Origin of the sequence: Paractinoplanes bogorensis, assembly GCF_018829635.1 — a bacterium.
GTDB lineage: Bacteria > Actinomycetota > Actinomycetes > Mycobacteriales > Micromonosporaceae > Actinoplanes > Actinoplanes bogorensis.
Map to the genome: position 1 here is coordinate 864,174 of NZ_JAHKKG010000001.1, position 11,317 is coordinate 875,490.

Annotated in this window: 9 protein-coding genes and 1 riboswitch; of the genes, 7 read left to right on the forward strand and 2 right to left on the reverse strand. The window is 70.8% G+C overall.

Translation table 11 applies throughout. The features are described 5' to 3' along the window. Positions 1 to 20: 20 nt before the first annotated feature. Positions 21 to 2,069, reverse strand: coding sequence for a hypothetical protein (locus KOI35_RS04155; RefSeq protein ID WP_215784612.1), 2,049 nt, complete (start codon positions 2,067 to 2,069; stop codon positions 21 to 23). 170 nt (positions 2,070 to 2,239) lie between these two features. Here KOI35_RS04155 and KOI35_RS04160 point away from each other — a divergent pair, with 170 nt between their 5' ends. From KOI35_RS04160 to KOI35_RS04180, 5 genes are read left to right on the forward strand one after another with little or no spacing between them, the layout of a single operon-like run. Continuing rightward, a complete protein-coding gene (locus KOI35_RS04160) occupies positions 2,240 to 2,491 on the forward strand; it encodes a hypothetical protein (protein ID WP_215784613.1) in 252 nt (83 codons plus the stop codon). Position 2,492: 1 nt separating this feature from the next. Then, complete coding sequence (locus KOI35_RS04165) at positions 2,493 to 3,407, forward strand: FAD:protein FMN transferase (RefSeq protein ID WP_215784614.1); 915 nt, start codon at positions 2,493 to 2,495, stop codon at positions 3,405 to 3,407. Continuing rightward, on the forward strand, positions 3,404 to 3,982 hold the full coding sequence (locus KOI35_RS04170; protein WP_246612397.1) for a ferric reductase-like transmembrane domain-containing protein: 579 nt from the start codon (positions 3,404 to 3,406) through the stop codon (positions 3,980 to 3,982). The genes KOI35_RS04165 and KOI35_RS04170 overlap by 4 nt, the downstream gene beginning before the upstream one ends. Next, entirely contained in the window at positions 3,979 to 5,202 is a 1,224-nt protein-coding gene (locus tag KOI35_RS04175; RefSeq protein ID WP_215784616.1) for an NADH-ubiquinone oxidoreductase-F iron-sulfur binding region domain-containing protein, read from the forward strand. Before KOI35_RS04170 ends, KOI35_RS04175 begins: the two co-directional genes overlap by 4 nt. Next, positions 5,199 to 5,417 carry a ferredoxin gene (locus KOI35_RS04180; protein ID WP_215784617.1) on the forward strand — a complete coding sequence of 73 codons (219 nt, stop codon included), beginning with the start codon at positions 5,199 to 5,201 and terminating at the stop codon, positions 5,415 to 5,417. Before KOI35_RS04175 ends, KOI35_RS04180 begins: the two co-directional genes overlap by 4 nt. Here the strand turns inward: KOI35_RS04180 and phoA are convergent. Further along, entirely contained in the window at positions 5,386 to 6,777 is a 1,392-nt protein-coding gene (gene phoA / locus KOI35_RS04185; RefSeq protein WP_438870580.1) for an alkaline phosphatase, read from the reverse strand. The genes KOI35_RS04180 and phoA overlap by 32 nt on opposite strands. A gap of 175 nt (positions 6,778 to 6,952) precedes the next feature. On the opposite strand from phoA, the gene KOI35_RS04190 reads away from it, so the two are divergent. Both KOI35_RS04190 and KOI35_RS04195 read left to right on the forward strand, forming a co-directional pair. Then, complete coding sequence (locus tag KOI35_RS04190; protein ID WP_215784619.1) at positions 6,953 to 8,137, forward strand: hypothetical protein; 1,185 nt, start codon at positions 6,953 to 6,955, stop codon at positions 8,135 to 8,137. 179 nt (positions 8,138 to 8,316) lie between these two features. Further along, positions 8,317 to 8,396, forward strand: a riboswitch (cyclic di-GMP riboswitch). Between the two features lie 101 nt (positions 8,397 to 8,497). After that, positions 8,498 to 11,275 carry a beta strand repeat-containing protein gene (locus KOI35_RS04195; protein WP_215784620.1) on the forward strand — a complete coding sequence of 926 codons (2,778 nt, stop codon included), beginning with the start codon at positions 8,498 to 8,500 and terminating at the stop codon, positions 11,273 to 11,275. Positions 11,276 to 11,317 lie beyond the last annotated feature (42 nt).

Below are 11,317 nucleotides of genomic sequence, written 5' to 3' on the forward strand. Positions count from 1 at the left end.
GATGGTCACCGCGGCCTGTGTCACTCGCCCACCGACGCCGGCTCGGCTTCCACGTCCACCGCGACGGCCTGGATCAGCCGGCCGCCCTGATAGAGCTGGAACCAGATCTGGTGCGTCCCGGGCCGTTCCGGCACGGCGAAGACGAACACCGCCTCGGCCGCCTGCTCGACGATCAGCGTCTCCCGCCCGGGTTGCGGGCGCAGGGTCGGGCTGTCGGCCACCGCCTCGAACTCGGCCAGCGGCTCGGCCCGTCCGCCCTCGATCTCGATCGGCTCGGTGATGAGGAAGGCGTCTCGCGGCGCCCCGTCCCGCACGACCGAGAACCGCATGCCCAGGACGCCACCGGCCCGCGCCCGGATCACCTCACCGGCCCGTCCGCTGCCGTCGGCGAGGTCGAGCGCCATGAACCCGGTGAAGTCGACGAGGGGCGGTCCGGTCACCGCGTCCTCGATGCTCTGCCGGACCAGCGGCTCGAGGCGCTCGCTCAGGATCTCGGCGACCGGTTCGGCCGCGCGCTGGGCGACCCGATCGGCCAGCCCGGCCAGTTGCTCCGGGCTCAGCTCGGGCGGGTCGATCCGGCGCGCCGGGAACTGCTGAGCCCGGAGACGCTCGAGCTCGGCCACGAGACTCTGCGTCGCCTTGCGGACGGCCGAGTCGTCGGCCGGTTCCTCGGACGGCACCAGCTCGGTCGGCGAGTCCACGCCGCTCAGCAGGCCGGCGGCGGCGATGAACGCCTCGGGATCGCGGGGGATCGGCACGTGCAGCTTCCGGGCCAGGTCGAAACGGTAGATCTCCACGGCCTCGGCCCGCTGATCGTACATATCGGACACTCGGTCGGACAGGTCCGCGAGGAAAGCGGAGGCCAGACCGAGGAGAGCTAGGGCGGCCGACAGCGCGAGGAGGGTGGCGAACCCGGTCAGGATCAGCGTCACCAGGCAGGCCAGAGCCGTGTTGACGGCCGCGGCGGTCACGACGCGACGCGCGGCGATCGATCGGTCGGCCCGCCGCAGGCGCGTGCGCACGTCGGGCGGAAGGACCAGCTCGATCCGGGGCCACACCGTGCCCAGGGAGAGGCCGGTGCGTTCGATGACGTCGGTGAGGGCGGCCGAGACCGCTGGCGTCCACAATGGCCGGGCGAACCCGCCGCGCCGGGCCGGGACGGGGATCGACGGCGTTCTCGTCGGCGGAGAGTCTGCTCGAGCCCGCTTGGCCCGCATCTGCCGGTCCACTTCGGCCCGTCCGAGAGCGATCCATTCATCGACGCTGACCGGTCCGGTCGCGAGCCATCCGAGCAGGGGGCGTTGCAGCCCGGCCACGACGACGGCCACCCCGACGGTGACCGCGATGGCGCTGCCCGGCTTCTTGGCCGCCCAGTCCGGACTGTTCGACACCAGGACGGCCATCGCCGACACCGTCGGTACGACGACACCGGCCAGACCATAGGGCCACGGGACCGTGTTGTCGCCGGAACGGAAGCCGACCCGGCCGAGCGCGATGAACAGGGGTAGCGCTGCCACCGCGATCAGAGTCCAGAGGACCGCCGGGCGATCGCGCAGGCCGCTCGCGACGGCGGCACTGATCGCGGCGCTCTCGAAGGCGGCCACGCACACCCAGTAGAGCCGGAACCGGGCCGTCCGGCTCCGGCTCGAAGGCCCGTACCGCATCAGTGCAAAAAGGGCGCCGACGCCGGACCGCCTGGTCGCGCTCGCGACAACGGCGGCCGCAGCCACGGGCACCAGCAGGGCGACACCGGTCGACAAAGACCCGGCCAGGACCTGGTTGTGGGCGAGCCAGGCGGTCGCGAGAGCGATGATTCCCGCCTCGAGCACTAGGAACGTGATCACGTCAGTCCGCAGCCGAGCCTGCGGGCCGGGCCAGAAGATCTGGGACGCCCAAGCGACGCCGAAGATCGCGACAAGGCACAACGCCAGACCGGAGACGAGAAGTGGGGCCCGGATGGTGGCGACCTGGTCGATGACCAGGAGCGGGCCGAGCACCGCGGCGGGTGCCGCGATCAACAGCAGAGCGACCGCCGCACCCGGCCGCCGGGGACGCTCGTGATCCGCCACCACCCAGAGATATCACGAGGGCGCAATCAAACCGTCGCGTGTGGACCTTGTGGCCGGGGTCACCCGGCGTTCACAGGAACTGCCAAGGGGAGCCACAGGTCAGGGCGAGGGGAACCCCGCAAGGTGGTTGAGGTGTCAAGCAATGGGACCGCAACGGAGGGAGACAGGGGATGAAACGGGAGACCGGTCGGCGTAGTGCCGCGCTGCTCACCGGCGTCCTGGTGGCGGCGAGCGCGGTGGGGACCGCCGCGGTGGCCGCCGCCGCGTACGCGTCCGAGAAGTCCGATTCCTCGGTCACCACGACCGATGACTCGGCCACCACCAGTACCGACAGTTCCGACAGCTCGTCGACGAGCGACTCGCCGTCGCTGTCGAGCGACAGCGGCAGCAGCGGCCAGTCCGCGACCTCGGGAGGGTCCTGAGATGCCGCTGATCGAGATGTTGCCGGTGGGCGCCGACACCGCGCAGTGGGACGTCTGGGGCACCGTGGCCCGCGTCGTCGTCACCGACCCGGCCGGCACGGACGAGGCCGCCGCCATCGTCGCCGACGAGCTGGCCGCGGTCGACCTGGCCTGCAGCCGGTTCCGCGACGACTCCGAACTGCGGGCGGCCAGTCGGTCCGGCGGCCGCCCGGTCATGCTCACCGACGTTGCCGCCGACCTCGTGCGGGCGGCGCTGACCGCGGCCCGCGAGACCGGCGGTGCCGTCGACCCGACCGTGGGCGCGGCGCTGTGCGGCCTCGGCTACGACCGGGACTTCGCCGCGCTGACCGGGCGCGAGGTGGCGCCCGCGGTCCGCGTGTTCCCGAAGCCCGACTGGCGGGCCGTACGGCTGCGCGGTCGCGAGCTGACCGTGCCCGACGGAGTGCTGCTCGATCTCGGCGCCACGGCCAAGGCGGTCGCCGCCGACCGGGCCGCCGCCAAGGTGGCGGCCCGTTGGGAAACCGGGGTGCTGGTGGCACTGGGCGGGGACATCGCCACGGCCGGCCCGGGACCCGAGGGCGGCTGGCGGGTGCTGGTGCAGGACCGTCCGGGCGATCCGGCGTGCACCGTCCGCCTCCCGGCCGGCGCCGCCCTGGCCACGTCGAGCACGGCCTCCCGCACGTGGGGCCGGCGCGGCGAGTTGCTGCACCACATCATCGACCCGGCCACCGGCCGCCCCGCCCCGCGCGTGTGGCGTACGGTCTCGGTCGCCGCCTTCTCCTGCCTGCGCGCCAACACCCTCAGCACCGCCGCCGTCGTCCGCGGCCACGACGCGCCCACCCTGCTCGGGGGCACGCCGAGCCGGCTGGTCACGCCCGCGCTCGAGGTTCTGCGGATCGGCGGGTGGCCGCAATGACCGACGCGCTCTGGTATTTCGCCCGGGGCAGCGGTGTCATCTCGCTGGTGCTGCTCTCCGTCGTGGTCGCCCTGGGCATCGGTGCCCGCAGCGGCCGTACGGCGTTCGGACTGCCCCGGTTCACCGTGAACCTGGTGCACCGCAACGCCGCCCTGCTCGCCGTGGTCTTCCTGATCGGGCACGTGGTCAGCCTGCTCTTCGACCCGTACGCCCAACTGCGCCTGTTCGACCTGGTCGTCCCGTTCGCCGGCAACTACCGCCCGGTCTGGCAAGGCCTGGGCACGCTGGCGTTCGACCTGCTGCTCGCGATCGTGATCACCAGCCTGCTGCGGCACCGGCTCGGCGCGCGCACCTGGCGGGTCGTGCACTGGCTGGCCTACCTGTGCTGGCCGATCGCCCTGATGCACGGTCTCGGCAACGGTTCCGACAACGGCACGGTCTGGCTGTGGACGATCTCGGCCCTGTGCACGGCCCTGGTGCTGGCCGCCGTCGCCTGGCGCCTCAGCCCGAGCTTCACCCGGTTCCCCCAGCGGGCGGACCGCAAGATCAACCCGGCTCTCCAGGAGGTCCGATGACCAGCGTCGCGGAAGCCCCGCCCGGCAGTTCGGTGCAGCTCCGGCTGCTCGCGGGCACGCCCGGCACCCGGCTCGATGCGCATCTCTCGCAGCACGGCCGGATGCCGGTGACCGACACCGCCCAGGTGATCGGGATGGCGCGCGACGCCGGCCTCACCGGTCGCGGCGGCGCCGGATTCCCGCTCTGGCGCAAGCTGAGCGCCGTCGCGGCGTCCGGCCGCCCGCCCATCGTGATCGCGAACGGTGCCGAGGGCGAGCCGGCCAGCGGAAAGGACAAGACCCTTCTCTCGTACGCCCCCAACCTGGTGCTCGACGGCCTGCAGCTGATCGCGTACGGGGCGAAGAGTGCTGTTCTCTATGTGCCCGCCGCGTCCCATCCGGGGCTGCGGAGCCTGCTCGACCAGCGCCGGTCGGCCGGGCTCGACCGGGTGCCGGTGCAGCTGGTCGCGGCGCCTGACGCCTTCGTGTCGGGGGAGGAGTCGGCGGTGGCGTCGGCCGTCGCCGGCCGGGGTGCGGTGCCGGCCGACAAGCTGATCCGCATCACCGACTCGGGGCCGGGCGGGGCGCCGACGCTCGTGCAGAACGTCGAGACGCTCGCACACCTGGCGATGATCGCGCGGTACGGCGCGGGCTGGTTCCGGACGGCGGGCACCTACGACGAGCCGGGCACGTTCCTGGCCACGATCGGCGGGGCGGTGGCCGCGCCGGGTGTGGTCGAGGCCGGCTACGGGGTCTCGCTCGGTGACCTGCTCACGGCGGCCGGCGGGGCCACCCGGCGACTGTCGGCGGTGCTGGTCGGTGGTTATCACGGCGGCTGGGTGCCGGCCGATCCGGGACTTCCGATCAGCCGGGCCGCGCTTACGCCGTACGGGGGAAGCCCTGGGGCCGGTGTTGTCATGGCGTTGCCGACGGACGCCTGTGGTCTGGTCGAGACGGCCCGGATCGCCGGTTATCTGGCCGGGCAGACCGCCGGTCAATGCGGTCCCTGCATCAACGGCCTGCCCCGGCTGGCGGACACGCTGACCGATCTGGCGCAACGCCGGGCCCGGCCGGGGTTGCCGGCCGAGGTCGAGCGCCTGGCCCGGCTGGTCACCGGTCGCGGGGCCTGTCGTCACCCGGACGGTTCGGCCCGGCTGATCCACAGCGCGATGCGCGCGTTCGAGGCCGACGTGGCCGCCCACCTGACCGGCCGGTGCCTGAGTGAGGAGAACTACCGATGAGAGTCCACATCGACTGGACCGCCTGTGACGGGCGGGGCCTGTGTGCCGAGTTGTTGCCGGAGTTGCTGTCCGAGGACGACTGGGGCTTCCCTGTGGCGCGCGGTGACATGACGGTGCCGCCGGCCCTGGAGCCGGCGGCACGTCAAGCGGTGGACCGGTGCCCGGCCCTGGCTTTGAAGCTGATTACTTCAGACCCAGCGCGCGCTTCATCGTGAAGAACAGGTCGGTCTGGTTGGTCACGCCGAGCACGTTGGCCGCCTGCGGGCCGCCGGCGGCGATCCGCACCTCGGTGCCGGTGTGCTGCTGCGAGCCGGCGATGTCGGCTGTGGCGTAGCTGATCGTCATGTTGGCGTCGTCGGCCGTGATCAGCGTGGCGGTGTAGCCGAGGGTCACGTCCTCGACGATCTGGCTGGTGTGACCGTGGTCGGCGGTGACGACGACCAGGGTGTCCGGGTTCTGCTTCTGGTACTGCAGCACCCGCTTGATCGCGGCGTCGAAGGCCACGGTCTCACCGATCTGACCGCACGGGTTGGCCGCGTGGTCCTGCTTGTCGATCGAGGCGCCCTCGATCTGCAGGAAGAAGCCCTTGCGGCTGTTGCGGGTCTGCTTGTCGAGCACGGTCAGCGCCTTGTCGGCCATGTCGACCAGGTGCGGCTGCGAGGCCGTACGGGCGGTGTTGACCGCGCACTTGGCCGGCTCGGTGCCGGTGCGGGTCGGCTTCGGGCCCACCCACTCCAGGTCCATGTTGTTCTTGGCGAAGGCGCCCAGGATCGGCTTGTTCGCGCTCGCCGCGGTCAGCCCCGCCGCGTCGGTCACGACCTGGTAGCCGTTGGCCTGAGCCTGCTGCGCCACCGTCAGGCCCTTGTACTGGCCGGCCTTGACGGTCTGGTCGAAGTACTGCTTGCCCCCGCCGAGCAGCAGGTCGGGCTTGGTCTGCACGAGCTGCTCGGCGATCGAGCCGGCCCCGCCGTTGACCTTGTCGTTGACCGCGCAGGTGGCCATCGCGTCCGGGCCCTTGCAGTCGCGGTTGATCACGTGCGAGCCGAGCACGGCCGGGGTGGCGTCCTGCAGTTCGGCCGTGGTGACGTCACCGGTCTTGTAGCCGGCCTTCTTGGCCAGCTCGAGGATCGTCGGCACCGGCTTCTCGTTCGGCAGCACCGAGATCGCGCCGTTGTAGGTCTTGTGACCGGTCGCCCAGCCGCTGCCCGACGCGGCCGAGTCGGTCACGTAGTCGGGCTTCGACGGGTCCGCCTTCTGCACCGCATAGGTGGTGTAGGCGCCGGTCAGCGGCAGCTTGTCCATCGACAGGCGGCCGTTCGCGCCGACCTGGTAGTTGCGGGCGATGGTGATCTCGCTGTCGCCCATGCCGTCCCCGATGAGCAGGATGACGTTGCGAGCCTGGCCACCCTTGATCGCCTGCTTGGCGGCCCAGGTGTTGTCCTGGTGCCCGTCGCCGGCCAGCGCGGCCGACGGGATCGCGATGATCGCGGCCGCCGCCACGAACAGGGCTTTCTTGGAACGCAGAGCATTCATTGATGCGCACTCCAATATGCGTTGAAGCTTGGTCGACTTCACGCCATCAGTCGACGATGACCGGTAGGTGGCCGCAACGTGACCAAAGGGCCAACTCGGGCCGCAGGGGACGTTGAACGTGAACGGGCAACAACCACGCGCTGTCAGTTTCCTGAGATCGCCGCGACTCGTAAGTGGAGGCCGATCCCCATTTGATCACGCCGTTTAGGCTCGCGGAGTGCTCAGGGTCCTGCGGCTGGTGCTCGCGATCGCGATCAGCGCGGCCGCGGCCCTCGGGGTGGTCCGGCTGGTGACTCCGGCGGACGGTGATTCCGGCGTACGGCGGCAATTGGCCTTTCTTCGTCATGAGCTCGAGTCGGGTGCGGCCGAGGACGCGCAACGGCTCTTCCCCGAGGGCTATTTCTTCCTGTACGCCCTCTACGGGCTCACCGCCGTCGACGCTTCCCGGCTGGATGATGCCCGCTGGGCGTTGTCCCGGCTGGAGTCCGACGCCGGCCGGGCACCGTTCGCCGGGGACATGCCCCTGCGGTACGGCGTCTTCTACCGCGGCTGGGTCAACTGGCTGCGCGGGGGCATCGCTTCGTTGTCCCGAGATCCGGCCGACCTGCGTGCGCTGCAGGAGGACTCGGCCGCCATCGCCGCCGCGTTCGACGCCTCGCCCACGCCCTACCTGACCTCCTACCCGGGCCAGGCGTGGCCGGTCGACTCGACGGTCGCGATCGCCTCATTGCGACTGCACGACAAGGTGCTCACGCCGGCCTACGACGTGACCGTGATCCGCTGGCTGGCCAACGTGCAGGCCCGGCTCGACCCGGCGACCCAGCTCATGCCGCACATCGTCGACGCCGACACGGGTTCGCCGACCTCGGGCGCCCAGGGCACCTCGCAGAGCCTGATCAACCGGTTCCTGCCCGAGATCGATGCCGATTTCGCCCGGCAGCAGTACACCCGGTTCCGCACGTGGTTCCTGGCCGCCCCGCTCGGCCTGGGCCCGACCGTGCGCGAATATCCGGTCGGCGTGGACGGCCCGGCCAACGTCGACTCGGGCCCGCTGGTACTCGGCACGAGCCTGTCGGCCACGGTGGTGACGATCGCCGCCGCCCGCCTGAACGGCGACCCGTCGCTGGCTCGCGGCCTGGCCCAGTTCGGCGAGGTGGCCGGCCTGCCCGTCTCGACCCCGTGGAGCAAGCGGTACGCGTTCGGCGCCGCCCCGATCGGCGACGCGTTCCTGGCCTGGTCCAAGACGGCCCGCCCGTGGGTCGCGGCGCCCCCGCAGCCGGCCTCTCGCGTGCTGTCCCGCTGGTGGCAACTGCCCCTGCTGACCCTCTTTGTGGCCGTCGGCCTCACGCCATGGCTGATCGGTGCGGCCCGTCGCCGTCACCGGCCTGCCTCTCAGGGGTGAACGGCCGTCCCTCCCAGGGGTGGCCTTGCCCGGCTTGGCCGATTTAGGCCGAAAAAAGCGTTCCGCCGCTAACGAGGCAATCAGCCGGTTAGCCTACGGAAAGCGAAACCGGATCTTTCTTCGGTTTTCGCAGCTCGGCCGGCCCAAGCCGGTTTCCCCGAGCCCGCCCATCGGTGCGGTACCCGAACAGGCAAACCCGTCGCAAGGCGGGGACGCAAAGCCAGGGGCCTCCCCCGACGGAGGCAGCCCAGCCGCCGAAGGAGACAGAAAGACATGCGCTATCCCAAAGCCCATGCAGACTCGAGCGGCTCGGTTCCGTTCGCTCTGCTTGGCTCCAAGTCCCTGCGAACAGCATTGTCGGTGACAGTTGCCGCAGCGATCGGTTTCGTACCCGCGCTGATGGTCGCCTCGCCGGCGAGCGCCGCACCGGGTGACCTCACCATCGCCGCCACCAGCGCGGTCGAGGGTGGCAACCTGACCTTCACGCTGACCCGCGTGGCCGGTGGCGGTCAGATGACCTACACGATGAGCACCACCGCCGGTTCGACCAACCCGGCGACGGCCGGCACCGACTACGTGTCGACGCCGACCCCGGTGACCGTCAACTTCAGCGACAGCGACACCACGAAGACGGTGGTCGTCCAGACGATCGACGACTCCCTGTACGAGGGGTCGACGCCGGAGACGCTGAACCTGGTCGCGACGCCGACGACCGGCTCGCCGGTCAGCGCGATCGGCTCGATCACCGACAACGACACGGCGCCGACCTACACGCTGAGCGCGTCGCCGAGCCCGGTCGTCGAGGCGACCGGTGCCAAGGCCACCATCACCGCCAAGCTGGACGCGCCGTCCGGCCTGGCCACGGTGGTCACGCTGTCCAGCGCGGACGACACCGCGATCGCGGGCAGCGACTACACCGCGATCCCGAACGGCACCACGATCACCATCCCCAAGGGCGACACCTCGGCCACGGCCGACGTGGCGGTCACCAAGGACGGGATCAAGGACGCCCTGGACCTCGAGTCGTTCACGGTCAACGGCACCGCGACCAACGTGTCGACGCCGGCCAACCGTTCGACGCAGGTCTGGATCAAAGACGTCGACGCGACGCCCGTGCTCACCCTGGGTGGCGGCGGCACCGTGGCCGAGGGCAGCAACCTGGTGCTCCCGCTGACGCTCGACCACGGGTCGGAGAAGCCGATCACCGTTCGCTGGGACGCGGTGGCCCCGTCGACTCAGCAGACCGGCCACGGTCTGGCCACGGCGGGTGACGACTTCACGTACCCGACCGCGGCGCAGCGGGTCATCACGATCCCGGCCAAGTCCACCACGGTCAACGCCACGATTCCGATCACGGCCGACTCGCTCAACGAGCTGCCCGAGGACTTTGCGGTCTCGCTGGCCGACCCGACCAACGCCACGCTGGGCACTCCGTCGAAGGTGGACGCGACCATCACCGACGGCGACTCCGCGCTCGCCCCGACCGTCGCGATCACTCCGCTCGCGGTGACCGAGGGCAACAGCGGAACCACCAGCAAGACCTTCACGGCCACGCTGAACCGCAAGTCGGGCCGGACGGTCACCGTGGACTGGAAGACCGCGGCCGCCGGCGTCGGTCTGACCTACGCCACGGCGGTCAAGGACTACATCGCCAAGAACGGCACGCTGGTGTTCCCGGCCGGGACGCTGACGCAGACGTTCACGATCGACATCGTCGGCGACACCATCGACGAGGGCACGGGCGAGACGTTCAACATCACGCTGACGGCGCCGACCGGGGACACCTCGGCCAACCTGAGCAGCCCGACCACGGCCATCACGATCACCGACGACGATGACGTGCCGACCGTGTCGTTCGACAACTGGAGCATGAAGGAGGGCAACGCCACCACGGCGCAGCTCCTCCCCGTCAAGCTCAGCAACGCGAGTGACCGGCCGCTGACGTTCGCCATCGCGGACGCCGGCTCCGGCACGGCCCTGCCGGCCACCTCGACCAGCACGGCTGTCGGCAACAACGACTACAACCTGCTCGCGGGCAACGTCGTCGTGCAGGCGGAGACCACCACCGGCTACGGCGTGGTCCTGCTCAACGGCGACATGATCAACGAGAAGGACGAGACGGCGACCTTCACGGCCACGCCGGACTCGGCTGCGGCCACCTATCTGGGCTCGGCGACGGCCAAGTCGATGACGTTCACCATCGAGAACGACGACAAGGCGCCGGACCTCGAGATCCAGAGCGTCAAGGGCGCCGAGGGCACCACGGTTCCGGTCACCGGCACGGTGACCGGCATGGCGGACGCCGCGGCCACCCTGAGCATCTCGTTCAAGGGCCAGTCGGTGAAGGGCAGCAAGGCGGCTGACGCCTCCGACTTCACCAACCCGGGTGTCAAGACCGTCACCATCGACCCGGGCACCAACCCGGGCACCGTGGTCGCCGTGGCCAACGTGGCCCTGACCGACGACACCATCCCGGAGCCGGTCGAGACGATCGTCGGCACCGGCACGGCGCTGGGCAACTTCGGCACCGTGACCGACGGCTACATCTACATCGACGCCAGCGACGGCTGGAAGGGCGACGAGCCCGGCGGCGAGGAGCCCGGCACCAAGCCGACCATCAAGGCGCCGATGAAGATCATGGGCCCCGGTTCGGTCGAGGTCGAGGGCATGGCCACGGCCGGCCAGGAGGTCCAGCTGTGGTGGGCTCCGGTCGGTGGCGGCGCCCTGAAGTGGGCCAAGAACGTGACCGCGGACAAGGACGGCTACTACTGGTTCAAGACCGACATCACCTGGGGTACCCGCTTCCAGACCATGTCGCAGAAGGTCAAGTCGGACGAGGTGACCGTCTGGGTCACGCAGGACCCGGTGTTCGTCATCTCGACCAGCACCAAGGGCCAGCTGAACCTCGGCGTCAAGGGCATGCCCTGGGCCGCGGGCCAGACCGCCGCTGTGCAGCAGTGGAAGAACGGCGGCTGGGTCACCATGTGGAGCGGCAAGACGGGCGCCGACGGCGTCTGGCGGGCCTCGCCGAAGTTCGCTTCGGGCACCAAGGTGACGCTGCGGGCCTGGGTCGCCGGTGAGCCGGGCAAGGGCACTCTGCCCGCCTTCACCGACCAGATGATGGCCACGGTCAAGTAACCAGCAACACCTGACGGAACGAAGGCGGGGGCGGCCATCTGG

What these genes read in the sequence shown, in the direction of transcription:
- KOI35_RS04160 (WP_215784613.1), top strand. Translation starts at nt 2,240, where the DNA reads ATGAAACGGGAGACCGGTCGGCGTAGTGCCGCGCTGCTCACCGGCGTC.
- KOI35_RS04165 (WP_215784614.1), top strand. Translation starts at nt 2,493, where the DNA reads ATGCCGCTGATCGAGATGTTGCCGGTGGGCGCCGACACCGCGCAGTGG.
- KOI35_RS04170 (WP_246612397.1), top strand. Translation starts at nt 3,404, where the DNA reads ATGACCGACGCGCTCTGGTATTTCGCCCGGGGCAGCGGTGTCATCTCG.
- KOI35_RS04175 (WP_215784616.1), top strand. Translation starts at nt 3,979, where the DNA reads ATGACCAGCGTCGCGGAAGCCCCGCCCGGCAGTTCGGTGCAGCTCCGG.
- KOI35_RS04180 (WP_215784617.1), top strand. Translation starts at nt 5,199, where the DNA reads ATGAGAGTCCACATCGACTGGACCGCCTGTGACGGGCGGGGCCTGTGT.